Below are 26045 nucleotides of genomic sequence, written 5' to 3'. Positions count from 1 at the left end.
GGCACCCCAACCACCACTACGTCCCGAGGACCACCGTGACCACAACCGCACGGACAGAACGCTCACCTGCCGCCGAGGACGACTCCCCGCGCGGCCCGCTCGCCGCGCTGGCCCGAACTCTGATCGCCAGGCATCGGCTCACCCTGGCCGCGGTCGGGCTGATCACCCTGCTCGCCGCGCTCGCCGGGGCCGGCGTCACCGATCGGCTCTCCACCGGCGGCTATGTCGACGACAGCTTCGAATCGGTGCGCGCCGACGCGATACTCGCCGATCGCTTCGGCGCCGGATCGCCCAACCTGATACTGGTAGCCGAGGCCGAGGGCGGGGTAGGCAGCGCCGCGGCGACCGCGGCCGGTCGCGCGCTGACCCAGCGGCTCGCCGAACGACCGGAAGTCGTCTACGCCCTGTCCTATTGGACGCTCGGCGACGCGGCGGAGCCGCCGCTGCGCTCCCCCGACGGCAGCGTCGCCCTGGTGCTGGTGCGGCTGGCGGGCGATGAGGACACCGTCAACCGGACCGCGCACCAGCTCATACCGGAATTCGTCACCGACGAGGAACCACTGCGCGTGCGCGCCACCGGCCTGGCGCCGGTCAACGACGCGGTCGAGCGACAATCCGCGGCCGACCTCACCCGCGCCGAGCTCATCGCGGCTCCCCTGACGCTGTTGATCCTGCTGTTCGCGTTCGGGTCGTTCACCGCGGCCGTGCTGCCGGTGCTCGTCGGCGGGGTCGCGGTGGTGACGAGCCTGGCGGTGCTGCGGCTGATCGCCGAAGCGACCCCGGTATCGATTTTCGCGTTGAACATCACCACGGCATTGGGCTTCGGGCTCGCGGTCGACTACAGCCTGTTCCTGGTGACCCGGTTTCGCGAGGAACTGCGCGCAGGCCGGACACCGTCGGCGGCGATCGTCGCCATGGTGCGCTCGGCGGGCCGCACCGTCGTGTTCTCCGCGGTGACGGTGTTGCTGTCGTTCGCCGCGCTACTGGTGTTCCCGATCTATTTCCTGCGTTCGCTGGCCTACGCGGGGATGGCGGTCGTCGGCCTGTCGGCGCTGACCTCACTGCTGCTGGTGCCGCCGCTGCTCACGGTGCTCGGCCCGCGCATCGACCGCTGGGATCCGCTGCGCGGGCTGCGCGCGAAGGCAGCCGGGTCGCGGGTCTGGTATCGGCTTTCGCATCGGGTGATGCGGCGGCCGATCTCGGTCGCGACCGCGGTGACGGCCGCGCTTCTGGTGGCCGCGTTTCCGTTCGCAGGAGCGAGTTTCGCGCTGCTCGACGATCGCGTCCTGCCGCCGGAGAACCCGGTCGTGCTGGCGGGCGAGACAGTGCGTCAGCACTTCGCGGCGACGACCTCGGCGCCGATCTCGATCGTGCTGCCCGAGGTGGACGCCACCGGCGAAGCACACGCCGTGGCCGAGTACGCACGCACACTGTCGGCGGTACCCGGTTCTGCCCGCGTCGACAGCGCGGTGGGATCGTTCGCCGATGGCGCCGCGATCGCGGGGCCAGGACCATTGGCGGCGATCTATCGGTCCGATGGCGCGAACTGGTTGTCGGTGACGGCCGGTGTCGAGCCGAACTCCTCGGCCGGCGCCGACCATGTCCGGGCCCTGCGGGCCGTCGACGCGCCGGGCACCGCGCTGATCGGCGGTGATGCCGCCATGCTTGCCGATACGCAGGACATGCTGATCAGCCGAATCCCCCGCGCGGCATTGGTCATCGTGGCGAGCATGCTGGTGCTGGTGTTCCTGTTCACCGGCAGCGTGGTGCTGCCGGTGAAGCAGATCGTGCTGAACGCACTCAGCTTGACCGCGTCCTTCGGCGCCATGGTGTACGTATTCCAGGACGGGCATCTGAAATGGCTGGTCGGCGATTTCGCCCACACCGGACGGCTGGAAGTGACCGTCCCGATCCTGATGTTCTGCATCGCGTTCGGGCTCGCGATGGATTACAGCCTGTTCCTGCTCTCCCGAATCCGCGAAGAATTCCTGCGCACCGGCGACAACACCGAGGCGGTCGCGTTCGGGATGCAGCGCACCGGCGCGCTGATCTCCACCGCCGCCCTCATCGTGGCGGTGGTGCTGGCGGCGATGGCCACCTCGCAGCTGAGCCTGCTCAAACTGCTCGGAGCAGGTCTCGCGCTGGCTGTTCTCGTCGACGCCACACTGGTCCGCGGGCTGCTCACGCCGGCGGTCATGCGCTTGCTCGGCCGGTGGAATTGGTGGGCGCCACGACCGTTACGCCGACTGCACGATCGGCTCGGTCTTCGGGACGGATGAGCGGCTCACGCCACCGTCGCCTGCAATCGGGAACCCGCGCGGCCGCGGATGACGTGCAGGCGGCTGGGGATGCGCTGGCGCATCTCGTCGACGTGGCTGACCAGGCCGACCACTCGGCCGCCCGCGCGCAGATCGTCGAGGACGCCCATCACCGCATCCAGGGTGTCGGCGTCCAGGCTGCCGAAACCTTCGTCGATGAACAGGGTGTCCAAGACGATGCCGCCGGTTTCGGCCGCTACTGTGTCGGCCAGGCCGAGGGCGAGGGCCAGTGAGGCCATGAAGGTTTCACCGCCGGAGAGGGTTTTGGCCGGGCGGATGGCGCCGGTGTAGTCGTCGCGGATATCGAGGCCGAGACCGCCGCGGCGACCGTGCGTGCCGGCCCGGTCGGTGTGCACGAATTCGTAACGGCCGCCCGACATCCGGCGCAAACGGGCCGAACCCGCCAGCGCCACCTCCTCCAGCCGTGCGGCGAGTACATAGGAGCGCAACGACATTCGCCGGTTGTTGGCGCCGCGCCCGGCCACCACATCGGCGAGCGCGGACAGTTCCTCGTGCGCGCGCTGGGCGGGAGCGATGTGGTCGACCGCCGCCCAGAGCTGGCCGCTGAGTTCCTCGAGCTTGGCGACGCGGGTGCTCGCCGCGGAGTGTGCGGCGACAGCGATATCGAGCGCGCGGCGCGCCTCGGCCACCGCCGCGTCCAGTGCGGTCGGATCGCCGGGTTCGGTATCGGCTGCGGCGCGCACTTCGGGTTCGGCCAGCACCGCCTCGGCCGCTGCCTTCGCCCGCTCAGCGGATTCGAGCTGCTGCTCGATCTCCTGTTGGCGGCGCGGCTGGAGAATCACGTGTTCGATTCGGCGCGCGTACGCGGTGAGCAGTGCGATGAGCTGCGCCGGCGTCATCGGTTCGGGAGCAGGGTCCGGTGCGGTGGTCTGCGGATCACTGTCGCCGCCCGTGCGCGGGCCGTCGCTACCGCTCGAATCCACGGCGCCACCGGTTTCCGGAGCAATTGGCGGCAGATCGAACAAGGTCGGCTCGGATGCGTCCGGAACCACTGCGGCAGCTGCTGGAAGGTCGAACAATGCGGGCTCGGCATCGGGCCCTGCACCTGTCGGGGCGCTGCCGACCACCTGTGGAACACACGATGCCGGTGGCGGTACCGGCTCGGGATCGAAGTCGACTCCATCAGGGTCGGAGCGCCGAGTCCGCAGCGGCGCATCGGGTGCCGGGTTCGGCGGCGGCTCGGAACTGCCGGAATCACGCACGGTGGGCGTAGGCGTCGCGGTGGCCGTAGCTTCGCCCGGTGTCTCGCCCGGCTCGAGCGCGAATCCTGCCGACCGCGCCAGGTTTTCCACCCGCTCCGCGATCGCCCGGACCTGTTGCCAGGCGCTGGCGGCCGCCGTTTCGGCGGCGCGGTAGGCGGTGGCCGCGGCGATCAGGGAGTCGAGCCTGGCGCGGCGGCGGTCGATGGTGGTATCGGCGCCCGCGGCCTCGCGCACGCGTGCGCTGAGTTCGGAGAGGCGGGCTTCGGCGGCGGCGATGGTCGAGGTGATGGTGCCGCGGCGGGTTTCGGCCGCCCGGAGTTGATCGTGCAGGTCGGCTTCCTCCGCGCGCAGCCGGTCGAGTTCCGCGCTGGCAGTGGCGCTCTGGTCGGCGAGTTCGCCGGCATCTTCGTAGCGCAGGGTGGCGGTGCGCAGGGCGGCGGCGAGCTCGACCGGGTCGGCGTCACCGCCGCGGGCGGTCAGGCCCTCGATCTCACGTTCCAGCTCGGCGATCCGGGCCAGCACCTTGTCCCGGGCCGCTTCGGCCGCGCGTTCCTCGGCGCTCGCCGCCTCTTCTGCGTCCTTGGATACCGCGCTCTCGGCCGGTTGCGCCGGGTCCGGATGTTCGGCCGAACCGCAGACCGCGCACGGGTGTCCGTCGGTGAGCTGCCCGGCCAGTTCGGCCGCCATCCCCGCGAGCCGCCGTTCGCGCAGATCCAGGACGCGTTCCTTGGCGTCATTGTGCGCGGCGCGGGCGGTCTCGGCATCCACCCGCGCGCGATCGAGATCCCGCCGCCGCTCGGCCAGCGCGACCGCGGCGGTCGCGGCGCCCTGCAACCGCTCGCAATCGGCGGCCAGCGCGGGCAGCATGGCGGCCGCGTCGGCAGACTCCCTGGCCCGCGCCTGCGCCGCCGTGATCGCCGCCGGAATCGCTTCCCGCCGCTCGGTGATCCGCACGAGCCGCCGCGCCAGTTCGGCCTCCTCGGCTCGCAGCGCGGCGATCTCCCCCGTCAGCTGCTCGGCCGCCGCCGCGGACGAACCCACCTCGTCCAGCACACCGATCCGCGCACTCCACTGCCGAATCGCACCATCGACGTCGCCGAGGCGGGCCTGTCCTGCCACGGCCGGGTCGGCCGCGATCCCCGAAGCGCCTGTTCCACCGTCGCCGCGCAGCTCCGCATCCGGTAGGCCCGTACTACCCGACCCACCAACCAGCCCACTGAGCAGCTCCCGACCTGGCAGATCAGCGCTTCCCGGCTCACCGAGCAACTGCGCCAATCGCATTGCGGCCCGGTCGGTTTCATCGTCATATCGCCGTGCGCGCGTCACGGCCGTGCGGGCATCGTCCAACGCCGCGGCGACGGGTTCGGCGCGGCGCGCGGCTTCCAGTTCGGCGCGGCGGGCGGCGCGGTCTTCGGCGGTGGCGGCGTAGTCGTCGAGTTGGCGGCGGGCGGCCAGCAGGCGGCGGTGGGTGTCGGCGAGCCTGCGTTGGTGTTGGGCGGCCGCATCGGCGTGCGCGTGTTCCTCGCGCCTGCGTTCGAGTTCGGTGGTGGCGGTGGCCAGTTCGGCGCGGGCGGTGTCGAGCAGATCCTCGGCCCAGTCGACGGCCTCGAGCGGGCCGACGGTTTCGGTGGCACTGATCCCGGCGGTGACGCCGACCTGCACGATCAGGTTGTCCACCCCGCGGGTGCGGGCGGCGAGTTCGGCGTCGGAGGCGCGTCGGCGTTCGGCCAGCCAGTGTTCGGCGGTGCCGAATCGTTCGGTGTCGAAGAGCTTCTCGAGCAGCTTTTCCCGCTCTTCGTTCTCCGCGCGCAGGAACCGCGCGAAGTCACCCTGCGGCAGCAGCACCACCTGGAAGAACTGTTCGGCGCTCATCCCGAGCAGCCGTTTGACCTCCTCGCCGATATCGGGGATGCGAGACAGGTTGGCGCCGAGGCCGTCCAGCCATTCCAGGGTGGCCTTGGCCTTCTCGATCGAGGTTCCGGTGCCGCGCCGTTTGGGCCGCTCGAATTCGGGGCTGCGGATCAGCCGCACCCGCCGCCCGCCCAGCGTGGCTTCCAGCAACACCTTCGGCGGGGTCTGCGGTGAGGCGTGATCGGAATGCAGGCGTTTGCTGTCATTGCGGGCGCCCGGCACCCGGCCGTAGAGCGCGAAGGCGATGGCGTCCAGCACGGTGGTTTTTCCGGCACCGGTATGCCCGTGCAACAGGAACAGGCCGTCCGCGCCGAGAGTGTCGAAGTCGACGACGGTGGTGTCGGCGAACGGGCCGAACGCGGTGATCTCGAGCCGGTGCAGCCTCATGCCGTGAGTTCCGTGGCGCCCTGCGTGCCCGCGGCAACGGCCGTCTCCGCCTCCGGTTCCCTGGTGGCCGCCGCGATGGCCCGTTCCAGCCACCGCATCTCGGAGTCGGTGGGTGTGCCACGTACATCGGTGAGGAAACTGCGCGCCACCTCGGTGTCGCGACGGCCGTGCACGCGTTCGCGGTAACGCAGTTGCGGATCGCCCTGTGGGCGCTCCCATTCCACGTGCACCGCGTACGGGAACCGCTCGCGCAGCTTGCGCATGGCGTCGATGGGGCGCGCGTGATCGGTGAGGGTGGCCGACACGTAGTCCTCGCGGGCCCGGCCGAATTCGGCGCCGTTCAGCAATTCGTCGAGAGTGCCGACCAGCCGGCTCAGCCCGCGCACCACCGGCATCTCCCGCCGGCGCACCGCACTGAGCCCGTGCGCGTCCAGGTCGACGATCCAGACCGCTTTACGATGCGAGCTCTCCCCGAACGAGTACGGCAGCGGCGAACCGGAATAGCGCACCGACTCCGACAGCGTCTGCGGCGAATGCAGATGACCGAGCGCCACATAGTCGATGCCGTCGAACTCGCCCAGCGGCACCGTCTCCACCCCGCCCACCGAAATCGACCGCTCCGACCCGGTGGCCTCGCCGCCGACGACGAACGCGTGCGCGAGCACGACCGTGCGTGCTGCCGGCCTGGCCGCGATATCGTCGCGGATGCGCCCCATCGCCGCAGCCAGGATCTCGGCATGCGAACGCGCCTGCGGCACACCCAGTTCGGCGCGAGTGATCTCCGGCTCCAGATACGGGATGCCGTAGAAGGCGACCTCGCCGTGCTCATCCGGCAACAGCACCGGCCGGTGCGCGTCGGCGACGGTGGTGCGCAGGTACAGCCCGCCGGCCGCCGCGAAACTGGCACCGGCACCGAGCCGGGCCGGGGAATCGTGATTGCCCGAGGTGGCGACGATGCGCGCGCCCGCGGCCCGGATGGCTTCGAATCCGCGATTGCACACCGCGATCGCGTCCGCGCTGGGAATGGAGCGGTCGTAGACGTCACCGGGGACCACGACGACATCGACCGATTCCTCCGCCACCAGCTCCGCGACGGCGCTCAGCGCGTACTCCTGATCGCCGAGCAGATCGACCCCGTGAAAGGTACGGCCGATATGCCAGTCCGACGTGTGCAGGATTCGCATGCCGCGAACCGTATGGCAACCCACCGACACACTTCAATCAGAGGGCGCCGAGTGTCGGATACCCGCCGGGCGCGCGACCGGCGCGAATGTGACGGTCGCCACGAAGACGGCGGCCCGGGCGGGTGCCGACGGGTGCAACCGGCATCACCCGACCGGCCCTGCCATGACACCGACCGGCGCGTCGGCAGATAGTGTTCTCTACGTGGCTGCTTCCCAACGAGTGCGTACCCGGGTGCCCGCGCCGCAACGTTCGATCCTGCCGTCGGTGCCGGGCGTCCCGGCCGGTGCGGCGGTCCTGATCGCGGTTGCCTGCACGTTTCTGGGCTTCCTGATCGATGCCCTCGGTGACGGCACCGAGCTGACCGGCTCGTTCACCGTGTTCTACGTCATCGGTTGCGTCGCGGCCGTGCTCGCGGTGCGGTTCCGCGGCCTGTTCACCACCATGGTGCTGCCACCGCTGCTGCTGTTCGTCGCGGTGCCGCTGGCCTATCAGCAGCTACTCGGAAAGCCCTCGACCTCGATCAAGGACATCCTGCTCAACCTGGCCATGCCGCTGGTGCACCGCTTCCCCACCATGGTGCTGGCCACGGTGATCGTGCTGTGTGTCGGCGGCGCGCGGATCGCGCTGAATCGCGCCGAACGCGCCACGGCGGCCGAGTCGCAGGCCCGGCGTGGCACCAGTTGGGGACGCAGCGCCGTGCAGGAGCGGCCGCGCGGCGGCAGGAAGAGCGCCCAGCCGAAGAAGGGTTCGCAGTCACTGGCGGGCGCGGCGCGCAATCGCGGCAGGCGCGCCACCGACGACTACAACGATGCCCCCGAGCCCGCCTCGCGTCCGCGGCGGCAGGGCAAGCGCCGTCCGCCGCCGGTGGCCGAGAACCCGCCCCGGCTCGCGGCCGCCGCCCGCTCGCGGGAAGGCCGCCCGCGTGACGCGGCCCGGCCTGCACCGGCGCCGCGTCCGGATATGGAACCCGTCCGCGGTGCCGCCCGGCGGCGCACCGAACCCCCACCGCTGCCCCAGCCGACGGTGCGCTACCGGGATCGGGAATCGGGCCGTATCGAACGCCGGGGACCAGACAGCCGCTGAGCCCCGACGGCAGGCCAAGCCCCGCAGGCAAGGCCCAGCGCGGCGACCACCCCGCCACGGGTGGAGCTCCTCCCACCGAAAGAGCTTCCTCACTTACCCCGGGTAAGTGTCAACTTGCACGGCTGACAGCGACGCTCTCGCCCTGATTCAGCGACGCGACTCGCGCAACTCCCGCGGCAGGGCGAACACCAGCGTCTCGTTGGCCGTGGTCACCGGCTGCACATCGGCGAAGCCGTGCTCTTCCAGCATGTCGAGCACCCCGCGCACCAGGATCTCGGGCACCGAGGCGCCGGAGGTGATGCCGATCGTCCGCACACCCTCCAGCCAGGCCGGATCCACCTCACGCGCGTAATCCACCAGGTAGGCGGCCTTGGCGCCGGCGCCGAGCGCGACCTCGACCAGCCGCACCGAGTTCGACGAATTGCGGGAGCCGACCACGATCACCAGATCGCATTCCGGGGCCATCGCCTTGACCGCCACCTGACGGTTCTGGGTGGCGTAGCAGATGTCGTCGCTTGGCGGATCCTGCAAGCCGGGGAAACGCTCACGCAGCCGCGACACCGTCTCCATGGTCTCGTCGACGCTCAGCGTGGTCTGCGACAGCCAGATCACCTTGGACTCGTCGCGCACGCTGACCTTGTCGACCGCGTCGGGCCCGTCGACCAGCTGCACGTGGTCGGGCGCCTCACCGGCGGTGCCCTCGACCTCTTCGTGGCCTTCGTGACCGATCAGCAGGATGTCGTAGTCGTCGCGGGCGAAGCGCTTGGCTTCCTGATGCACCTTGGTGACCAGCGGGCAGGTGGCGTCGATGGTGCGCAGATTGCGGGCGGCGGCGGAGCTGTGCACCGCCGGGGAGACGCCGTGCGCGGAGAACACCAGCAGCGCGCCTTCGGGCACTTCGTCGGTCTCGTCCACGAAGATGACCCCGCGCTCGCGCAGGGTCTCCACCACGTGCCGGTTGTGCACGATCTCCTTGCGGACGTAAATGGGGGCGCCATGCTTGTCGAGCGCCTTTTCCACGGTTTCCACCGCGCGATCCACACCGGCGCAGTAACCGCGGGGCTCGGCCAGCAGCACGCGCTTGTCGCCGTCGGCACCTCCCACGCCGTCGGAGCGGACAGAGCGGGCGATTCCGACATTCAACGGTATTGCCGAGGACATGCCCACAGGATACGTGCGCGCTATGGCGATCACCCGCTCGGATGCGAGCGAGATAACACGCGAACACCCGGCCCCCTTTTGCACATCCCGCCATTTCGGGCAGGCTAGGACCATGTTCCGACCACCGTTTCTGGCCCGCGTAGCCGCTGGTGCCGCCGTCTACGCCATCGAGGAGACTCGACGGCTGCCGACGGCGGCGGTGAATTTCCCGATCACCGCGATCAGTCAGCTGCTGCAGACCACCATGCACGTCCAGCAGTTCGTCACCAGTCTGGCGCTCAAGGGCGACGCCGTCTTCGATCGCCTGTCCAACCGCGCCGTCGAGCAGCCCGCCTGGGCCACCTTCGACGAGGATGAGGCCCAGCCCTCCGGCACCGCCTTCGGCCGGGCCAGGACCAGCAGTTTCGACAGCTTCGGCAGCGATGCCGAGCTGGCCGAGTTCCTCATCACCGAGACGCTGGCGGGTGCGAAGGCCGGACGCAACGGACATGCGGCCACGGTCAGCCCGCTGCGCGAGTCGGCCACCGGGGTGCAGCGCGAAGCCGAGGAACCGCGCGAGGCCGAAGCGCCCGCCGGCGAGGCCGAAGCCACCGGTGAGACCACGGCGGTCGCGGAGAGCACCCAGCCGGAGGCCGAGCAGGCCGAGGTCGTCGCACCGGAGGTCGCCACCCGCTACGACTACGACACCATGACGCTGGCCCAGCTGCGGGCCCGGCTGCGCATGCTGACCATCGACGATCTGACCGCCCTGCTCGACTACGAGCAGCGCACCCGCGCCCGGGCGCCGTTCGTCACCATGCTGACGAACCGGATCGCCACCGTGCGGGCCCAGTGACCGAACCCTCCTCGCCGACGACGGCCGGCCGGGACGCCACCGGCCGGCCCGAACGCGCCGCGCCCGCCAATTCCGCCGACAACCCGTGGCCGGTGCGTTCGGTCTCGATCAAGGTCGCGCAGTGGATCGAGCGGCTCGGCAGCGTCTGGGTGGAGGGCCAGATCACCCAGATCTCGCTGCGGCCGGGTACCCGGACCGCCTTCCTGGTGCTGCGCGATCCGTCGGCCGACATGTCGTTGTCGGTGACCTGCGATCCGGCACTGATCCGTAACTCCCCGCTGCCGCTGCACGAGGGCAGCCGGGTGGTGGTGTACGGCAAGCTCTCCTTCTTCACCGGCCGCGGCACGCTGTCGTTGCGGGTCACCGAGATCCGCGCGGTCGGGGTGGGTGAACTGCTGGCCAGGATCGAACGGTTGAAGGCGCTGCTGGCCGCCGAGGGCCTGTTCGATCCGCGGCTGAAACGCCCGATTCCGTTCCTGCCCAGCACCGTCGGGCTCATCACCGGCCGCGCCAGCGCCGCCGAACACGATGTGCTGACCGTCGCGCGCACCCGGTGGCCCGCCGTGCGATTCGAGATCCGCAATACCGCGGTGCAGGGGCCGACGGCGGTGCCGCAGATCATGGCCGCGCTCAGCGACCTGGACCGTGATCCCGCGGTCGAGGTGATCGTGCTCGCCCGTGGCGGCGGCAGCGTGGAGGATCTGCTGCCGTTCTCCGACGAGGCGCTGTGCCGGGCCATCGTCGCCGCGACCACGCCGATCGTCAGCGCGATCGGGCACGAACCGGACAACCCACTCAGCGATCTCGTCGCCGACGTGCGCGCCGCCACCCCCACCGACGCCGCCAAACGGATCGTGCCCGACGCCGCCGCCGAACTGGCCGGGGTGCGTGAGCTGCGCGCCCGCTCGGCCGCCGCCCTTCGGGGCTGGGTGGACCGCGAAACCCGCGCCCTCGATCAACTGCGTTCCCGGCCCGTGCTGGCCGATCCGCTGCGCGAACTGCGCCATCGGGTCGACGAGGTGGAGCGGCTGCGCACCTCCGCCCGGCGCTGCGCCGAACACCTCATCAGCACCGAATCCACCGCCACCCGGCACCTGCGCGAGAAGCTGACCGCGGTCGGCCCGGCCGCGACCATGGCCCGCGGCTACGCCGTCGTCCAGCGCGTCACCGGCCGCGAACGGCATGTGGTGCACAGCATCGACGACGCGCCGGCCGGCACCCAGCTGCGCATCCGCGTCGCCGACGGCGCCATCTCGGCCGCCGCCCTCGGCACCACCGCGCTCGGCACCAGGGCTGTCCCGCCCGAGTCCGGCCGCAGCGCGGACACCGAGTCCGGACCGGGTCGCTGACCGAACCGCCGGACCCGGCCCCGCCCACCGCGAACCACCGACCCACCGAGAGGACCGACCTTGCCCGACTCCGCCGCCGATCAGCCGACCGACGATCTGGCCGAGATCGCCACCTTCGGCTACGAACGCGCCCGCGACGAGCTGGTCAACGTCGTCAAGATGCTCGAACAGGGCGGCCTGGACCTCGACGAATCCCTGGCCCTGTGGGAGCGCGGCGAGGCGCTGGCCAACCGCTGCGAAGAGCACCTGGCCGGTGCCCGCAAACGCGTCGAGGACGCCCTCTCGCGGGCCGAAGTGGACGGCGAACAGCAGTGAGCATCCGCCGCGCCACCCCCGATATCCGCACCGCAGACATGGCGGCGAGCCGGGCGTTCTACCGGGGACTCGGCTTCACCGAGGCGATGGACCTCGGCTGGGCCGTGATCATGGCCTCGCCGTCGAATCCGACCACGCAGGTCGTGCTCGTGGGCCCGGAAGCCGAAGGGCCACAACCGGATATGAGCGTCGAGGTGGACGATGTCGACGCCGTGCACGCACAGCTGCTCGCCGCGGGCGCGGACATCGTCTACGCGCTGCGCGACGAACCGTGGGGTGTGCGCCGGTTCTTCGTGCGCGATCCCAGCGGCACCGTCGTCAACGTCGTCACGCATCGCGAGGACAGCTGATCGCCGCGCGGGCGCGCTGCCCTTCGGCCGACGCGTGTGGCTCGGTGCGGCCGGTTACCGCTTCTTCGGCATCGGCTGCGCCGTGCTGACCGCTTCGGCCAACGTGGTGAACGCGGCGTCGTCACCCGCCCCGCGGATCAGCACCCTGCTCTGGCCGAAATCGGCGATCCAGGCCGACTCCTCGCCGGGCTCGTCGTAGACCACCCATTTCTGGGCGCCGATATCCCGGGTGCCGCTGGCGTACCGGGAGCCGAGGATGTGCCGGGCGAGCGCGACCTCGGTGGCGTTGCTCTGGTTCAGCTCCATGTAGGTGCCCTCGGGCGTGATGTAGCCGATGGTGCTGACGGTGCCGCCGCCCTCCTCGGTGATGGTGTCGCGGCTGCCCGAATTCGGCGTCCAGCCCTGCGGCAGGGCCGGTTCACGGATCGGGAAGGTCAGGTTGTCGGCGTCGGACTGCAGGGCCGCCTTGGCGTCGAAGCTGGGGATCTGGCCCTGCGTCGGGCCGTCGCCGGCGAAGCTGCATTGACTGGTCAGCCCGGCGAAAACCACGGCGATCAGCGCCAACGGGATCAGCGACCAGACCAGATCCCGGTAGTCGTTCATGATGCGTGGCTTTTGGTTCGGCACGTTCCCAGTATCCACTCGCGACGCCGATCACACCGGTACGGCCCCGCCCCTGCCCAGGTGTGCACGGACGCCTGCCTGCGGAATGAGACAATTGTCCGCGTAAGTACGAGCCAAGGAGGCACACCGCTATGACGGCATCTTCGCCCGCCCCGAGCCGCCGCGAGGCGCCCGACCGCAACCTCGCACTGGAACTGGTCCGGGTCACCGAGGCAGGTGCCATGGCCGCGGGCCGCTGGGTCGGCCGCGGTGACAAGGAAGGCGGCGACGGCGCGGCCGTCGATGCCATGCGCCAGCTGGTCAGCTCGGTGTCGATGAAGGGCACCGTGGTCATCGGCGAGGGCGAGAAGGACGAAGCGCCCATGCTCTACAACGGTGAGCTGGTCGGCAACGGCGACGGCCCCGAGGTCGACTTCGCCGTCGACCCCATCGACGGCACCACGCTGATGTCGAAGGGCTCCCCCGGCGCCATCTCGGTGCTCGCGGTGGCCGAACGCGGCGCGATGTTCGACCCGTCGGCGGTGTTCTACATGCACAAGATCGCCGTCGGCCCCGATGCCGCGGGCGTGATCGACATCACCGCCCCCATCGCCGACAACATTCGCAAGGTCGCCAAGGCCAAGAGCTCGTCGGTCTCCGATCTCACCGTGTGCATCCTGGATCGCCCGCGTCACGCCGAGCTCATCCAGCAGGTGCGCGATGCCGGCGCCCGCATCCGCCTCATCTCCGACGGTGACGTCGCCGGCGCCATCGCCGCTGCCCGTCCCGATTCGGGCACCGACATCCTGGTCGGCATCGGCGGCACCCCCGAAGGCATCATCGCCGCCGCCGCCATGCGTTGTATGGGCGGCGAACTGCAGGGCATGCTCGCCCCCAAGGACGACGAAGAGCGCCAGAAGGCCATCGACGCGGGCCACGATCTGGACCGCGTGCTCAGCACCGAAGACCTCGTCTCCGGCGAGAACGTCTTCTTCTGCGCCACCGGCGTCACCGACGGCGATCTGCTGCGCGGCGTGCGCTACTACGGCGGCGGCGCCTCCACCCAGTCGATCGTCATGCGGTCGAAGTCCGGCACCGTCCGCATGATCGACGCCTACCACCGCCTGACGAAGCTGCGCGAGTACTCCTCGGTCGACTTCCACGGCGACGACGACGCCAACCCGCCCCTGCCGTGATGACGCCCTGAAACAGATGCCGCGACGCCGCCCGAAGGCGGCGCCGCGGCATTGTTCTGGCACTGCCGTGCCTGAAACTCATTGCCCAGCAATTGTTCAGCATGTCGTTTGGTTCACATTCTCCCGGGTAATATTCACGCGGACACCAGCTCAGTAATGGTCAAGCGAACAGTTGCCACGTTCGCCGAGCCCTTGCTGAGCGTCGGCTCCGGTTCGCGTGTGGCTTCACCGCAGCGTTGCGGGAGCCCGCGTGGCCACTCTCGAGAGGATGGACATGCACCACTTCGCTCGACGTACCGCCGGATTCACCATGGCGATCGCCGCTTCGGGACTGCTCGTGGCCGGTTGCGGCGACGACTCCGATACCAGCGACCAGATCGGCAGCAAGATCGGCAGTGTCACCGCCCAGATGGGCGAGGGCACCGCGACCGCCACCCATGCGCCCGGCGAACACGACGCCACCGGAACTCCCGGTGGCACCGCGGGCGAAACCCCCGGCGGCACCGCCACCGCCACCGGCGCCGAGACCCCGGGCGCGGCGGGCGAGACGAAGTTCAACACCCCGGACGGCGAGGTCACCGTCTCCGGTGTCATCTACTCCAAGTACCTCGAATCCGGCGGCCAGAACAGCCCGCTCGGCATGCCGGAAGACCCCGAGGAGACCGGCCCGAACGGCGGCCGTTACCAGGACTTCGAGGGCGGCACCATCTACTGGAGCCAGGATTCCGGCGCCCACATCGTGTGGGGTGACATCCGGGAGACCTGGGAGGAGAACGGCGGCGCCAACGGCAAACTCGGCTACCCCGTCACCGATGAGGAAACCCTGCCCGACGGCAGCAAGAAGAGCGAGTTCACCGGCGGCACCATCACCTGGATGAACGGCGAGACCACCGTCACCGAGAAGTAGTCATCGACCTCGGCCGGGTGCGCAGGCGTTGTCCGGGCGCGCCCGGCCGGGACGTTTTTCGACCAATGCGTCGATCGGCCGCACTGCGATACCCCCACAGTGCCCCACGTGATCCACACAACGGCTAGGTTGGTGCGGTGCAAACTCTCTTGACCGATCGCGAACTGCTCGAGTCGCTCGCGGTGGAGGTGGAACTGAACCTTCGCCGCCACATCGAGGCGGCCGACGGCTGGCAGCCGCACGATTACGTGCCGTGGGACGACGGGCGCAACTTCGGCTTCCTCGGCGGCACCGACTGGGAGCCGGACCAGTCCGAGCTCAGCGAGGTGGCCAAGCTGGCGCTCACCGTCAGCGTGCTCATCGCCGACAATCTGCCCTCCTACCACCGGGAGATCGGTAAGTACCTGCGCACGGGTGCGTGGTGGCGCTGGGTCGGCCGGTGGACGGCCGAGGAGAACCGGCACGAGATCATGATCCGCAACTACCTGATGGTCACCCGTGCCGTCGATCCGGTGGAGCTGGAGCGGCTGCGCATGGATCACATGACCAAGGGCTTCCGCCGTGAGCCGCTGCATCTGCTGGACGTGCTGGCCAACGGCGCCTTCGAGGAAGCCGCGTCGGCGGTGCGGCACCGCAATACCGCCGCGTTGAACGAGAACCCGATCGTCACCGCCATCAGCGAGCGCATCGCCGTCGATGACGAACTGCAGTCGGTGTTCTTCGCCAACCTGATCGACGCCGCCTTCAGCCAGGTGCCCGATCAGACCATGCGCGCCGTCGCCGATCGCATCGCCGCCTTCCACGTGCCCACGGTCACCCTGCCCGACGGTCGCAGCAGCGACGAGGTGCTGGCCGAGGCGGGCATCTACGACCCGGCCAAGGAGGGCGAGCTGGTCTTCGCTCCCCTGCTGCGGCGCTGGAATGTCTTCACCCGCACCGATCTGGGCGAAGCCGGCGAGGCGGCCCGCGCCGAGCTCGCTCACCTGCGCGGCTGACGATCTGCGTTTCGCCCGCTGATCAGCGGTAATTCCGGATATCGTTGACCGGTTCGACGCACATCCGCACAACCGGAAGAAGGTGAGAGCAGTGATCCTCGATCTGGTAGCAGCAATTCTCAGCTTCGTCAGCGACGTCATCACGATCTCCGCCGATTGACGGCAACGGCCCGTTCGATGTCATCGAACGGGCCGTTTTCGGATCCGCTCGCGCTACTTCTTCTCGTCGACCTTCGCCATCGCCAGCACATCCAGGCGGCGATCCAGTTCCTCCACGGTGAGTTCGTCGCCGATGAGTCCGCGGTCGATCACCGTCTGCCGGATCGTCTTCTTCTCCTTCAGCGCTTCCTTGGCGACCGCGGCCGCTTCCTCGTAGCCGATCGCCGAATTCAACGGCGTGACGATCGACGGCGAGGATTCGGCCAGCGTGCGCAGATGCTCCTCGTTGGCGACCAGTCCGCTCACACAGCGATCGGCGAACAGCCGGGACACGTTGGCCAGCAAGCGAATCGACTCGAGCAGATTGCGGGCCATCACCGGGATGTAGACGTTCAACTCGAAGTGCCCGTTCGCCCCGCTGAACGCGACGGCGGCATCGTTGCCGATCACCTGCGCGGCGACCTGGGTCACCGCTTCGGGCAGTACCGGATTCACCTTGCCAGGCATGATCGAACTGCCCGGCTGCAGGTCGGGCAGTTGCAGCTCGGCCAGGCCGGTGAGCGGGCCCGACCCCATCCAGCGGATATCGTTGGCGATCTTGGTCAAGCTGACGGCGATGGTGCGCAGCGCGCCCGAGGCCTCCACCAGACCGTCCCGCGCGGCCTGTGCCTCGAAGTGGTCCTCGGCTTCGCGTAGCGCGTCGATGCCGGTGCTGCGCACCAGTTCCGCGACGACCAGCCCGCCGAATCCCTGCGGTGCGTTGAGCCCGGTGCCGACGGCGGTACCGCCGATGGGCAGCTCACCCAGCCGGGGCAGCGTCGCCATGATCCGGTCGATACCGGCCGCGACCTGGCGGGTGTAGCCGCCGAACTCCTGACCGAGGGTCACCGGGACGGCGTCCATCAGATGGGTGCGCCCCGATTTGACCACCGTCTTCCACGCGGTGGACTTGTCGAGCAGCGCCAGCCGCAGGTGGTCCAGGGCGGGCACCAGATCGGCGATGACGGCCTCGGTCGCGGCCAGATGGGTTGCGGTCGGGAAGGTGTCGTTGGACGACTGCGACATGTTCACGTCGTCGTTGGGATGCACCTCGACCCCGCGCGCCTTGGCGATGGAGGCGATGACCTCGTTGGCGTTCATATTGGAGCTGGTGCCCGAGCCGGTCTGGAACACGTCGATCGGGAACTGATCGTCGTGACGGCCCTCGGCGATCTCGGTGGCGGCGGCGATGATGGCGTCGGCCTTGGTGGCCTCGAGCAGGCCGAGGTCCCGGTTCACCTTCGCGCACGCGGCCTTGAGCAGCCCCAGCGCACGGATCTGCGCGCGCTCCAGGCCGCGGCCGCTGATCGGGAAGTTCTGCACGGCCCGCTGGGTCTGCGCCCGCCACAGGGCGTCCACCGGAACGCGGACCTCACCCATGGTGTCGTGTTCGATGCGGTACTCGGTCTGGTCGCTTCGCTCACTCATAGTCCGACCATATGCCGCACCCGCCGCACGTGGGGACGCCACGCCTGACGCTTATCTCACAGGGCTCGACGCCCGGGGGACGGGAATAGCCGCGGCCGGAAATGGCAGACCCCCGGACCACGCGGGCCCGGGGGTCTGTCGCTATCTCCGTCAGGCGTTGGGCCCGTATTCCTCCAGCATCTCCGTCACCAGTGCCGCGATCGGCGAACGCTCACTGCGGGTGAGCGTGACGTGCGCGAACAGCGGATGCCCCTTCAGCTTCTCGATCACCGCGGCGACGCCGTCGTGGCGGCCGACGCGCAGATTGTCGCGCTGGGCGACGTCGTGGGTGAGCACCACCCGCGACCCGGTGCCGAGCCGGCTCAGCACCGTCAGCAGCACATTGCGTTCCAGCGATTGCGCCTCGTCGACGATCACGAACGAATCGTGCAGCGAGCGCCCACGAATGTGGGTGAGCGGCAACACTTCCAGCATGTCGCGGCTGAGCACCTCCTCCATGACCTCGCGGCTGGCCAGCCCGTCGAGAGTGTCGAAGACGGCCTGGGCCCACGGCCCCATCTTCTCGCTCTCGGTGCCGGGCAGATAGCCCAGATCCTGGCCGCCGACCGCGTACAGCGGACGGAACACCACCACCTTGCGCTGGGTGCGCCGCTCCAGCACCGCTTCCAGTCCGGCCGTCAGCGCCAGCGCCGACTTGCCGGTGCCCGCTCGCCCACCGAGCGAGACGATCCCGACGCTCTCGTCCAGCAGCAGGTCCAGGGCGATGCGCTGTTCGGCCGAGCGCCCGTGCAAGCCGAACGCCTCACGCTCACGCACCAGCTGCACCCGCTTGTCCGGCGTGACCCGGCCGAGTGCGCTGGAGCTGGAACCGAGCAGCCGGATCCCGGTGTGGCAGGGCAGTTCCCGCGCCTCGTCGAGGTCGATGGAGCCTTCGCTGTAGAGCTCGTCCACCCGGTCGGTGGTGACATCGAGTTCCACCATGCCCGACCAGCCCGAGGTGACCACGTCCTGCGCGTGGTACTCATCGGCCTGCAGACCCACCGAACTCGCCTTGACCCGCAACGGAATGTCCTTGGACACCAGCACCACGGTGTGGCCGTCAGCGGCGAGATTGAGCGCGCAGGCCAGGATGCGGGAATCGTTGGTGTCGGTGCGGAACCCGACCGGCAGCACCGTCGGATCGGTGTGGTTCAGCTCCACCTGCAGCGTTCCGCCCTCGGTGCCGATCGGCAGCGGCTCGTCGAGCCTGCCGTGCTGCACCCGCAGATCGTCGAGCATGCGCAGCGCCTCACGGGCGAACCAGCCGAGCTCGTGGTGGTGCCGTTTGCCTTCGAGTTCGCTGATCACCACCAGCGGCAGCACCACGTGATGCTCGCCGAAGCGGGTGACCGACCAGGGATCCGATAGCAGAACCGAGGTGTCGACGACAAAGGTTTTGGTGCCTTTCTTCACGGTGCGAGAGTTCGCCGATGGGGCGGAAACGGAGCGTGTTGTAGTCACGGTGGGCTCCTTTGTGTCTGCGCGGCACCCGCATCAGACAATCTCGCTGGACCGGTCCGTCCTGAGGGATCCGACGCTGGCGTCAGATGCCACGAGGGCCGGGTGCCGGCCCCCTCGTACTGAATGGCTCAGTCACGGTCAGGACCTCCCGCGCGAGCCACAACGACGCGACTCGCATCCACGACGCTACCGGCTGTCGGTGGTTGCGCGCTCGGGGAACGGCAGGCGTGTCGGTGAATTCGTCGTTAACGCACCGCCGATGGCAGCTATCACCGCTGGTCGGACTGCGTTTCCGGTGGTGGCGCCGCCGTCGGCACGATCTCGGCGGCCGGCTGCGGGCTGGTTGCTCGATCGCCGGATTCGACACGCGGGTCCCCACTCCCGCGCCGGCGGATTAGAGTCGCGTTATGGCCGGTACCGACGATCTCCAGCAGCTGTCGTCCAAGGAACTGCACGACCGCGCGGTCAAGCTGGCCGTGCGCCGCGGCGACATCAAATTCTTGTGGAACCTGCTCACCCGCATCCCCGCCGCCGAGGCCACCGCGGGCAAGGCAGGCGAGAGCGAAGCAGACATCACCTGGGTGCTGCCGTTGATCGATGACTACGTGCACGCAGGCGACGGCGAGCTGGCCGAGGCGCTGCGCCCGTTCTACCTCGATTACCTCGCCAAGCATTCCTGACCTGCGCGCGGCTCGCATACCACTCACCGGGACGCACCCAACCTGGCGCCAACCCTCCCGGTCGATACTCGATGTCGACGTCCACACGATGGGCCATCGATAACTGAACACTCGACCCGCCCGTGTGGAAGACCACCGAACTTTCCCGCCCCGCCAACGACGCCGGGGACCGGCCGCCAGCGAAGTCGGCACGGAGACGGTCGAGCGGACACACCCGCCCAGCGCTGCGGGGTTACGAGCGCAGCGACTGCCGCACCCGCGCCGCCTCGCGGGTCAGATGGTCGCGCTCGGGCGCGCTGGAGGCCACCAGGGCGGCTGCCGCGTACAGCTCGGCGGCCTGCTCGAGATCGCCGGCCCGCTCGAGCAGATAGGCGCGAACCGCGCGGTAGCGGGGCAGGTCCGGATCCACCTGCTGCAATTCCGCAAGACCGGCGCGCGCTCCGTCGGCCTCGCCGACCGCGACCGCGCGGTTGAGCCGCACCACCGGGCTGCCGGTGAGCTTCAGCAACTCGTCGTACCACTCCACGATCTGCACCCAGTCGGTCTCGGCGGCGCTCGGGGCATCCGCGTGCAGGGCGGCGATCGCGGCTTGCGCTTGGTATTCACCGAGCCGGTCGCGGGCCAGCGCCGCCTGCAGGATCGCCACGCCTTCGGCGATAAGGCCGGTGTCCCAACGGGTCCGGTCCTGCTCGGCCAGCGGGATCAACCGCCCGCCCGGCCCGGTGCGTGAGGCCCGGCGGGCCTGGTGCAGCAGCATCAGCGCGAGCAGGCCGGCGACTTCCGGGTCGTCGGTCGTGGCCGCCAGCTGACGGGTGAGGCGGATCGCTTCGGCCGCCAGGTCCAGTTCACCGCTGTAGCCCTCGTTGAAGACCAGGTACAGCACCCGCAGCACGGTCGCCGGATCGCCCGGCCGGTCCAACGGCAGCTCGGCGATGCGCCGTTTGGCGCGGCTGATCCGTTGCGCCATGGTCGCTTCGGGCACCAGATACGCGTTCGCGATCTGCCTGGTGGTCAGGCCGCCGACCGCGCGCAACGTCAACGCGACGGCCGAACTCGGCGACAACGACGGGTGCGCGCACAGGAAATACAGCCACAGCGAGTCGTCGGCATCGGGCACCGGCCCGCGCGGCGGCTCCGACTCGACCGCGAGTTCTCTTCCCCGCCGCGCGGATTCGGCGCGGGCGGCGTCGAGGAACTTGCGCCACGCCGCGGCGACCAGCCAGCCCTTCGGATCGCGCGGTGGGTCCTGCGGCCAGCTCTCCAGCGCGCGGATCAACGCCTCCTGCACGGCGTCCTCGGCCGAGCCGAAATCCGCTCCGCGCCGGACGAGGACGCCGATCACCGCGGGCACCAGCTCCCGCAGCAGTGACTCGTTCACTCGGTGACGGTGGGCGCCGCGGCGAACAACGGCCGCAGCTCGAGCCATTCCTGGATCGGTTTGCCGCCGGCGCCGGGCGCCGCCGACAGTTCCGCCGCAAGCTCGAGAGCGCGCTCGTAGGTGTCGACGTCGATCATCATCCAGCCGGCGATCAGGTCCTTGGTCTCGGCGAAGGGACCGTCGGTGACCGGCGGGCGACCCTCGCCGTCGGAGCGGACGAAGGTGCCCTGGGGTGCGAGCGCCTGACTGTCGACGTATTCGCCGGTGGATCGGAGCCGGGCGGCGAAATCTTCCATGTACTGAATGTGGGCGGTGACTTCGTCCGGGGTCCACTGGTCCATCGGCACGTCGTTGGTGGGCGCCGGGGCGCCGCGGTAGTGCTTGAGCAGCAGGTACTTGGCCATTGTCTTCTCCTCGGGATGTCGGTCTGGGGTCAGGCGCGCTGACGTTCGTCGCGTTGCCGGATCAACTCCTCGACCGGCGAGGGCAGGGTGGTCTCGAAGTCGATGAGCTTCACCCACGTCGGGGTGATGACGATGCGGACCATCCGCTCGTAGAGCGAACGCACCTCGGCTTCCCACACCGTCCGCTGCTCCGGAGTCATCTGGTAGCTGCCGTTCATCTGCAGATACTCCTCCGGGATGCCCTCGACCTCGTCCAGCTCGGCCCGGCCCCGGATCAGCAGCAGCTTGGGCGGATGCACCTCGGTGTCGATGGTCAGCGCCACCTGCGGGTTGCGCCGCAGGGCGGGCAGTTTCGGAGCGTTCGTGGTGGTGCACAGCACGACCTGCGCGCCGTTCCAGGTGAACCCGATCGGGATATTGCGCGGGGTGCCGTCGAGTGCCACATAGGCCAGCCTGGTCAGATCGCGAGCGAGCAGCTCCCGGCTGAGCGGGCGTTCGAGAATGTCGGTGATCTGGTGCTGTTCCATCGATGCGCTCCTGTGTCGGTGCCGTCGAGCGAGCCGTTATCGGCTGCTCGTACCCCTGGGACGGAGCCCGCCCTACATTCTCGACATCCCCGGCGAAGAATTTCGGAGAATTTTTTCGACCGGGCCGAAAACGGCGCCGCACCGGCCGCTACTCGGGGTCGCCGACCAGGTGATCGCGGGCGGCTTCGAGGATCCGGCGGGAGAGCTCGGCGTCGCCGGTGGCGCGCGCGAGCATCAGCGCTCCGGCCATGGTCGACAGTTCGACCAGCAGGTCCGGGTCGGTGGTCGAGCGGTCGTCGAACTCGGCGAGTTTGCCGATCATGTTCTGGATGCCGTCGAGGTAGGCCTGGCGCAGCGGACTGTCGGCGGGCGCTCTGGCGACGTCGGCCGCGGTCGCCGCGATGCCGCACCCGTTGGCGGGGGTGTCGCGGTGGGCGGTGGACAGATAGCGCTGGATGAAGGTGCGCCGGGCCGCCGCGCCGTCCGCGCTCGCGGCGCGGATACGGTCCATTTCGTCGATCTTCTCCGCGTACGCAGCCGTGCAGGCCTGCGTGACCAGGTCTTCCTTGGACCGGAAGTGCCGGTAGAAACCGCCGTGGGTCAGTCCGGCGGCGGCCATCAGCTCGGGGACGGTCATCGCGGCCGCCCCATGTTCGCGGACCTGCGCGGCGGCCGCGTCGAGGACCTGCCTGCGGTGCGCTTGCGCCTGTTCGCGGGATGCTCGCGGCACATCGGCTCCTTCCATCGTTCGGCGCGCACGGAGGGCGCGGTCGGTCAGGACAGTCTTGCGCATCCGTATAGATGATGATCATAATCTAAATCGGTCGAGTGGTGACGCTCCCTCCCCGAGCCGACCAGGGACGTCCGGATCGGCGGGGATGACTCGAAAGAGGCGAAGATGACCAGAATCGAAGGCTCGGTCGCGCTGGTGACCGGCGGACAGCGCGGACTCGGGCGCGCGTTCGTGGACGAACTGCTGCGGCGCGGGGCCGCGAAGGTCTACGCGACGGCCCGGACACCGGCTCCGAGCGACGATCCGCGCGTGGTACCGCTCGCGCTGGATGTGACCGATCCCGATTCCGTCACCGCTGCGGCGCTCGCTGCGGGAGATGTCGACATCGTCGTCAACAATGCGGGCGCGCTACTCCCCGCACCCCTGCTGACAGCCGAAATAACCGACGTGCAGGCCACTTTCGATACGAATGTGTTCGGCCCACTCCGGGTCGCGCAGGCCTTCGCGCCGATTCTGGCGGCCCACGGTGGTGGCGCGCTGGTCGATATCCATTCGGTGCTGTCCTGGGGCTCCGGTGCCGCGGCCTATGGCGCCTCGAAGGCCGCGTTCTGGTCGATGACCAATTCCCTGCGGCTCGAGCTCGCCGCACAGCGCACCCAGGTCGTCGGGGTGCATCTGGGCTTCGCCGATACCGAGATGGTCGCCCAACTCCCGGTCGACAAGATCGCCCCCGCCGCAGTGGCGGCGGCGGTTTTCGACGGCGTCGAGAAAGGTGAGATCGAAGTGCTCGTCGATGAGGTCTCGCGCCGGATGAAGGCAGCGCTGTCCGGCCCCGTCGAAGATCTCGCCGTGGCCATCGGCCGCTGAGACCGCCGAACCCGAAAGGACCAGCCATGCCGCTGTGGCACATCTATCACCCCGCGAACACCTACTCCGACAAGGACAAACAGGATTTCGCCCGGGACATCACCGACCTGTACACCAGCTTCGGCCTGCCGGCGTTCTACGTGGTCGTGCTGTTCAAGGAAACCGCCGAACCGGACTTCTATGTCGGCGGTAAACCGGCGGCCGACACCGTCCGGATCGTGGTGGAACACCTCGCCCGTCATCTGGACGATCCCGATATGCGTCGCCGCTCCACCGACAGACTCGATTCGATCATGGTCCCCTACACCCGCGACCGCGGCTTGCACTGGGAATTCCACACCTACGAATCCCCGCGCGATCTGTGGAAGATCGCCGGCCAGTTCCCACCGCAGGCAGGCAGCGATGCCGAGAAGGCGTGGGCGCAGGCAAACGCGCCGATCCCGTACTGAACGGCTGCGACAGAAAGCAGATCTGCCCACCGGCGCGGCACAGCCGGTGGGCAGATCTTTCCGATGCGCGGGCGGGCGGGCGAACCCCACTGCCGCGCAGGGCTATTCGAGTTCGGCGCCGGTGCGGGGCGCAGGCGCGGCCTCGAGCCGGGTGAACTCGTCATCGGTGAGCAGCCGGGAGCGGATGAGGAAGCGCACGCCTTCGGGCGCTTCCAACGAGAATCCGCTGCCACGGCCGGGAACCACATCCACGGTGAGGTGGGTGTGCTTCCAGTACTCGTACTGATCGGCGCTCATCCAGAACGGCGTATCCGCGGCGACCGTCCCGAGCAGCACATCCGAGGCACCCACACGGAACTCCCCGCGCGGGTAACACATCGGCGAGCTGCCGTCGCAGCATCCGCCGGACTGGTGGAACATGACCGCGCCGTGCCGCCGGATCAGACCCTCGAGCAGCTGCTCGGCCTGTTCGGTGATCTCGACGCGGGTCACGTCCTCGGCCATCAGAAGAATCCGAGCTTATTCGGCGCGTAGCTGACCAGCAGGTTCTTGGTCTGCTGGTAGTGATCGAGCATCATCGAGTGGTTCTCGCGCCCGATGCCGGACTTCTTGTATCCGCCGAACGCCGCGTGCGCCGGGTAGGCGTGGTAGCAGTTGGTCCACACCCGTCCCGCCTTGATTCCGCGACCGAGCCGGTAGGCGGTGTTCATATCCCGGGTCCACACGCCCGCGCCGAGACCGTAGAGGGTGTCGTTGGCCAGCTTCAACGCCTCATCGGTGGAGTCGAAGGTGGTCACCGAGACGACCGGGCCGAAGATCTCCTCCTGGAAGATCCGCATATCGTTGCTGCCCTTGAACACCGTCGGCTCGATGTAGTAGCCGCCGGGGAACTCCTCGACCTTGCGCGGCCCGCCGCCGGTGAGCACCTCGGCGCCTTCCTGACGGCCGATGTCGATGTAGGACAGGATCTTCTCGTACTGGTCGTTGCTGGCCTGCGCGCCGATCATGGTGGCGTCGTCGAGCGGGTTGCCGCTGACGATGGCCTTGGTGCGTTCCACGCACCGCGCCATGAACTCGTCATAGATCGAGGAGTGGATCAGCGCACGCGAGGGACAGGTGCACACCTCGCCCTGGTTCAGCGCGAACATCACGAAACCCTCGACGGCCTTGTCCAGGAACTCGTCGTCGGCGGCCATGATGTCGGGCAGGAAGATGTTGGGGCTCTTGCCGCCGAGCTCCAGCGTCACCGGAATGATGTTCTCGCTGGCGTACTGCATGATGAGCCGTCCGGTGGTGGTCTCACCGGTGAACGCCACCTTGGCCACCCGCGGGCTCGACGCCAGCGGCTTGCCGGTTTCCACACCGAAACCGTTGACCACGTTGAGAACTCCCGGCGGCAGCAGATCCGCGATCAGCTCGACCACCTTCAGGATCGAGGCCGGGGTCTGCTCGGCGGGCTTGAGCACCACCGCGTTACCCGCCGCCAGCGCGGGCGCCAGCTTCCAGGTGGCCATCAGGATCGGGAAGTTCCACGGGATGATCTGACCGACCACGCCCAGCGGTTCGTGGAAGTGGTAGGCGATGGTGTCGCCGTCGATTTCGCTGATCCCGCCCTCCTGGGCGCGGATGGCGCCGGCGAAGTAGCGGAAGTGGTCGATGGCCAGCGGCAGGTCGGCGGCCTTGGTTTCGCGGACCGGTTTGCCGTTCTCCCAGGTCTCGGCGACCGCGAGGGCTTCGAGATTCTCCTCGATCCGATCGGCGATCTTGTTGAGGATATTGGCGCGCTCGGCGACGGAGGTGGCGCCCCAGCCGTCGGCGGCGGTGTGCGCGGCATCGAGGGCCAGTTCGACGTCGGCGGCGGTCGAGCGCGCTACCTCGGTAAAGGTCTGCCCGTCCACCGGTGACGGATTCTCGAAGTACTGCCCCTCGACCGGAGCCGTCCAGTCGCCGCCGATGAAATTGTCGTAGCGGGCGGCGTAGCTGACGATGCTGCCCTCGGCACCTGGTTTCGCGTAGGTCATGTCGCATGCTCCTCATCGAGTCGGCGGATAGCACGAGCAACC

24 protein-coding genes are annotated in these 26045 nt (G+C 69.2%); 12 read left to right on the top strand and 12 right to left on the bottom strand.

Features of this window, described 5'->3' with window-relative positions; translation table 11 throughout:
• Positions 1–35: 35 nt before the first annotated feature.
• The gene (locus AC5W7N_RS16155) at positions 36–2279 is read left to right on the top strand and encodes an MMPL family transporter (protein ID WP_495921822.1); all 2244 of its coding nucleotides are present in this window, start codon (positions 36–38) and stop codon (positions 2277–2279) included.
• Between the two features lie 5 nt (positions 2280–2284).
• Here AC5W7N_RS16155 and AC5W7N_RS16150 read toward each other — a convergent pair whose 3' ends face one another.
• Positions 2285–5839, bottom strand: a complete 3555-nt coding sequence (locus AC5W7N_RS16150; protein WP_495921821.1) for an AAA family ATPase — start codon at positions 5837–5839, stop codon at positions 2285–2287.
• Positions 5836–7023 carry an exonuclease SbcCD subunit D gene (locus AC5W7N_RS16145; RefSeq protein ID WP_195006782.1) on the bottom strand — a complete coding sequence of 396 codons (1188 nt, stop codon included), beginning with the start codon at positions 7021–7023 and terminating at the stop codon, positions 5836–5838. The genes AC5W7N_RS16150 and AC5W7N_RS16145 overlap by 4 nt, the downstream gene beginning before the upstream one ends.
• 202 nt (positions 7024–7225) lie before the next feature.
• On the opposite strand from AC5W7N_RS16145, the gene AC5W7N_RS16140 reads away from it, so the two are divergent.
• Positions 7226–8107 carry a DUF6542 domain-containing protein gene (locus AC5W7N_RS16140; protein WP_309139020.1) on the top strand — a complete coding sequence of 294 codons (882 nt, stop codon included), beginning with the start codon at positions 7226–7228 and terminating at the stop codon, positions 8105–8107.
• 147 nt (positions 8108–8254) lie between these two features.
• Here AC5W7N_RS16140 and AC5W7N_RS16135 read toward each other — a convergent pair whose 3' ends face one another.
• Positions 8255–9268: a 4-hydroxy-3-methylbut-2-enyl diphosphate reductase gene (locus tag AC5W7N_RS16135; RefSeq protein ID WP_163815156.1), complete on the bottom strand. Its 1014-nt coding sequence runs from the start codon at positions 9266–9268 to the stop codon at positions 8255–8257.
• Positions 9269–9380: 112 nt separating this feature from the next.
• Here AC5W7N_RS16135 and AC5W7N_RS16130 point away from each other — a divergent pair, with 112 nt between their 5' ends.
• From AC5W7N_RS16130 to AC5W7N_RS16115, 4 genes are read left to right on the top strand one after another with little or no spacing between them, the layout of a single operon-like run.
• On the top strand, positions 9381–10103 hold the full coding sequence (locus AC5W7N_RS16130; RefSeq protein ID WP_490724805.1) for a lipid droplet-associated protein: 723 nt from the start codon (positions 9381–9383) through the stop codon (positions 10101–10103).
• On the top strand, positions 10100–11452 hold the full coding sequence (gene xseA, locus AC5W7N_RS16125; RefSeq protein ID WP_490724806.1) for an exodeoxyribonuclease VII large subunit: 1353 nt from the start codon (positions 10100–10102) through the stop codon (positions 11450–11452). Before AC5W7N_RS16130 ends, xseA begins: the two co-directional genes overlap by 4 nt.
• Positions 11453–11512: 60 nt before the next feature.
• Positions 11513–11767 carry an exodeoxyribonuclease VII small subunit gene (locus AC5W7N_RS16120; RefSeq protein WP_138457264.1) on the top strand — a complete coding sequence of 85 codons (255 nt, stop codon included), beginning with the start codon at positions 11513–11515 and terminating at the stop codon, positions 11765–11767.
• Positions 11764–12117, top strand: a complete 354-nt coding sequence (locus AC5W7N_RS16115; RefSeq protein ID WP_163815150.1) for a VOC family protein — start codon at positions 11764–11766, stop codon at positions 12115–12117. Before AC5W7N_RS16120 ends, AC5W7N_RS16115 begins: the two co-directional genes overlap by 4 nt.
• Before the next feature lie 54 nt (positions 12118–12171).
• On the opposite strand, the gene AC5W7N_RS16110 is transcribed toward AC5W7N_RS16115, so the two are convergent.
• Positions 12172–12744 (bottom strand): DUF4245 domain-containing protein, encoded by a 573-nt coding sequence (locus tag AC5W7N_RS16110; protein WP_175585964.1) that lies wholly within the window; start codon positions 12742–12744, stop codon positions 12172–12174.
• A 128-nt stretch (positions 12745–12872) separates the two neighbouring features.
• Here AC5W7N_RS16110 and glpX point away from each other — a divergent pair, with 128 nt between their 5' ends.
• The 3 genes from glpX to AC5W7N_RS16095 all read left to right on the top strand — a co-directional run bounded on the left by glpX (position 12873) and on the right by AC5W7N_RS16095 (position 15818).
• On the top strand, positions 12873–13916 hold the full coding sequence (gene glpX, locus AC5W7N_RS16105; protein ID WP_163815148.1) for a class II fructose-bisphosphatase: 1044 nt from the start codon (positions 12873–12875) through the stop codon (positions 13914–13916).
• A 250-nt stretch (positions 13917–14166) separates the two neighbouring features.
• A complete protein-coding gene (locus AC5W7N_RS16100) occupies positions 14167–14823 on the top strand; it encodes an LGFP repeat-containing protein (protein WP_280498794.1) in 657 nt (218 codons plus the stop codon).
• Between the two features lie 137 nt (positions 14824–14960).
• Positions 14961–15818 carry an acyl-ACP desaturase gene (locus AC5W7N_RS16095; protein ID WP_195019981.1) on the top strand — a complete coding sequence of 286 codons (858 nt, stop codon included), beginning with the start codon at positions 14961–14963 and terminating at the stop codon, positions 15816–15818.
• Between the two features lie 213 nt (positions 15819–16031).
• Here AC5W7N_RS16095 and AC5W7N_RS16090 read toward each other — a convergent pair whose 3' ends face one another.
• On the bottom strand, positions 16032–17444 hold the full coding sequence (locus tag AC5W7N_RS16090) for a class II fumarate hydratase (protein WP_163815144.1): 1413 nt from the start codon (positions 17442–17444) through the stop codon (positions 16032–16034).
• 150 nt (positions 17445–17594) lie between these two features.
• On the bottom strand, positions 17595–18944 hold the full coding sequence (gene phoH2 / locus AC5W7N_RS16085; protein WP_195019982.1) for an RNA 5'-3' helicase PhoH2: 1350 nt from the start codon (positions 18942–18944) through the stop codon (positions 17595–17597).
• Positions 18945–19351: 407 nt separating this feature from the next.
• Between phoH2 and AC5W7N_RS16080 the strand changes: the two genes are divergently transcribed.
• Positions 19352–19624, top strand: coding sequence for a hypothetical protein (locus AC5W7N_RS16080; RefSeq protein WP_163815140.1), 273 nt, complete (start codon positions 19352–19354; stop codon positions 19622–19624).
• Positions 19625–19856: 232 nt separating this feature from the next.
• Here AC5W7N_RS16080 and AC5W7N_RS16075 read toward each other — a convergent pair whose 3' ends face one another.
• The 4 genes from AC5W7N_RS16075 to AC5W7N_RS16060 all read right to left on the bottom strand — a co-directional run bounded on the left by AC5W7N_RS16075 (position 19857) and on the right by AC5W7N_RS16060 (position 22663).
• Positions 19857–21002: an RNA polymerase sigma factor gene (locus AC5W7N_RS16075; RefSeq protein WP_163815138.1), complete on the bottom strand. Its 1146-nt coding sequence runs from the start codon at positions 21000–21002 to the stop codon at positions 19857–19859.
• Entirely contained in the window at positions 20999–21406 is a 408-nt protein-coding gene (locus AC5W7N_RS16070) for a YciI family protein (protein ID WP_163815136.1), read from the bottom strand. The genes AC5W7N_RS16075 and AC5W7N_RS16070 overlap by 4 nt, the downstream gene beginning before the upstream one ends.
• A gap of 29 nt (positions 21407–21435) precedes the next feature.
• The gene (locus AC5W7N_RS16065) at positions 21436–21933 is read right to left on the bottom strand and encodes a pyridoxamine 5'-phosphate oxidase family protein (RefSeq protein WP_490724807.1); all 498 of its coding nucleotides are present in this window, start codon (positions 21931–21933) and stop codon (positions 21436–21438) included.
• Positions 21934–22081: 148 nt separating this feature from the next.
• Positions 22082–22663, bottom strand: coding sequence for a TetR family transcriptional regulator (locus AC5W7N_RS16060; RefSeq protein ID WP_163815125.1), 582 nt, complete (start codon positions 22661–22663; stop codon positions 22082–22084).
• A gap of 168 nt (positions 22664–22831) precedes the next feature.
• On the opposite strand from AC5W7N_RS16060, the gene AC5W7N_RS16055 reads away from it, so the two are divergent.
• A complete protein-coding gene (locus tag AC5W7N_RS16055; RefSeq protein WP_195019984.1) occupies positions 22832–23533 on the top strand; it encodes an SDR family oxidoreductase in 702 nt (233 codons plus the stop codon).
• A gap of 26 nt (positions 23534–23559) precedes the next feature.
• On the top strand, positions 23560–23982 hold the full coding sequence (locus AC5W7N_RS16050; protein ID WP_163815121.1) for a tautomerase family protein: 423 nt from the start codon (positions 23560–23562) through the stop codon (positions 23980–23982).
• 102 nt (positions 23983–24084) lie between these two features.
• Here the strand turns inward: AC5W7N_RS16050 and AC5W7N_RS16045 are convergent, their stop codons facing one another.
• Together AC5W7N_RS16045 and adh are read right to left on the bottom strand one after the other, a co-directional pair.
• Entirely contained in the window at positions 24085–24486 is a 402-nt protein-coding gene (locus AC5W7N_RS16045) for a DUF779 domain-containing protein (protein WP_163815119.1), read from the bottom strand.
• Positions 24486–26003, bottom strand: a complete 1518-nt coding sequence (gene adh / locus AC5W7N_RS16040) for an aldehyde dehydrogenase (RefSeq protein ID WP_163815116.1) — start codon at positions 26001–26003, stop codon at positions 24486–24488. The genes AC5W7N_RS16045 and adh overlap by 1 nt, the downstream gene beginning before the upstream one ends.
• Between the last annotated feature and the right edge of the window lie 42 nt (positions 26004–26045).

Source organism: Nocardia sp. CDC519 (genome assembly GCF_059509835.1).
The sequence above is the reverse complement of the archived record's forward strand: the minus strand, read 5'-3'. Positions and strand labels throughout refer to the sequence as shown.

Excerpts from the sequence above, each read along its gene's own strand:
- AC5W7N_RS16065 (WP_490724807.1), bottom strand. The coding sequence starts at position 21,933 with ATGGAACAGCACCAGATCACCGACATTCTCGAACGCCCGCTCAGCCGG.
- AC5W7N_RS16130 (WP_490724805.1), top strand. The coding sequence starts at position 9,381 with ATGTTCCGACCACCGTTTCTGGCCCGCGTAGCCGCTGGTGCCGCCGTC.
- AC5W7N_RS16050 (WP_163815121.1), top strand. The coding sequence starts at position 23,560 with ATGCCGCTGTGGCACATCTATCACCCCGCGAACACCTACTCCGACAAG.
- AC5W7N_RS16055 (WP_195019984.1), top strand. The coding sequence starts at position 22,832 with ATGACCAGAATCGAAGGCTCGGTCGCGCTGGTGACCGGCGGACAGCGC.
- AC5W7N_RS16150 (WP_495921821.1), bottom strand. The coding sequence starts at position 5,839 with ATGAGGCTGCACCGGCTCGAGATCACCGCGTTCGGCCCGTTCGCCGAC.
- AC5W7N_RS16045 (WP_163815119.1), bottom strand. The coding sequence starts at position 24,486 with ATGGCCGAGGACGTGACCCGCGTCGAGATCACCGAACAGGCCGAGCAG.
- AC5W7N_RS16090 (WP_163815144.1), bottom strand. The coding sequence starts at position 17,444 with ATGAGTGAGCGAAGCGACCAGACCGAGTACCGCATCGAACACGACACC.
- AC5W7N_RS16080 (WP_163815140.1), top strand. The coding sequence starts at position 19,352 with ATGGCCGGTACCGACGATCTCCAGCAGCTGTCGTCCAAGGAACTGCAC.
- AC5W7N_RS16145 (WP_195006782.1), bottom strand. The coding sequence starts at position 7,023 with ATGCGAATCCTGCACACGTCGGACTGGCATATCGGCCGTACCTTTCAC.
- AC5W7N_RS16070 (WP_163815136.1), bottom strand. The coding sequence starts at position 21,406 with ATGGCCAAGTACCTGCTGCTCAAGCACTACCGCGGCGCCCCGGCGCCC.
- AC5W7N_RS16135 (WP_163815156.1), bottom strand. The coding sequence starts at position 9,268 with ATGTCCTCGGCAATACCGTTGAATGTCGGAATCGCCCGCTCTGTCCGC.
- adh (WP_163815116.1), bottom strand. The coding sequence starts at position 26,003 with ATGACCTACGCGAAACCAGGTGCCGAGGGCAGCATCGTCAGCTACGCC.
- glpX (WP_163815148.1), top strand. The coding sequence starts at position 12,873 with ATGACGGCATCTTCGCCCGCCCCGAGCCGCCGCGAGGCGCCCGACCGC.